Genomic DNA, 633 nt, shown 5'->3' with positions numbered 1-633 from the left:
CCGAAAGCGCGCCCGGCGTCTACAACCTGGGCGCGGGCGCGCTGGTCAGGCTGGGCGAGGCGGGCGTGCTGAGCGGTTCGCTGGCCGGCAGCGCCGGCCGCTACGCGGGCGGTCAGGCCAGCCTGGGCTACCAGTACGTGCGGCCCGAGTTCAGCCTGGACCTGTTGTCCACCCGGGCGCTTGGCGACTACGGCGACCTGGGCTCGCGCGAAGACGCGCCGGTGGTGCGCCAGACGGATCGCGCGACCGTGTCGTTTCCCATCACGCGGTCGCAGAGCGTGGCCTTGAGCTACATCGGCTATCGCCAGCCGGACGCGCCGGCCGCCAAGCTGGGCTCGGCGACTTACACCGTCAACCTGCACAGCCGCGTGGCCATGAACCTGAGTGCGTTCCACGACTTCAACCAGTCCGACTCGAACGGCGTGTACCTGGGCCTGACGCTGATGCTGGGGGACCGTACCCAGGTCTTCGCATCGGCCAGCCGCCAGCAGGGCCAGGACAGCTACAACATGGGCGCGCAGCGTTCGATCGACTACGAGGGCGGCACGGGCTGGTCGGTGCAGCGCGGTCGCAGCGGCGGCCAGGCCTACACGCAGGGCCAGGTGCAGTACCTGGGCCGCTACGGCCAGCTGA

At 70.6% G+C, this 633-nt stretch carries 1 pseudogene; it reads left to right on the top strand.

Features of this window, described 5'->3' with window-relative positions:
* Positions 1-633: pseudogene (locus tag KDH83_RS31155) on the top strand (fimbrial biogenesis outer membrane usher protein); the annotation flags it as partial.

The organism is Achromobacter sp. Marseille-Q0513, from assembly GCF_018195695.1.
In the GTDB taxonomy this organism is placed as follows: Bacteria; Pseudomonadota; Gammaproteobacteria; order Burkholderiales; family Burkholderiaceae_B; genus Achromobacter.
Note: the sequence above shows the minus strand (reverse complement) of the source record. Positions and strands in the feature narration are given on the sequence as shown.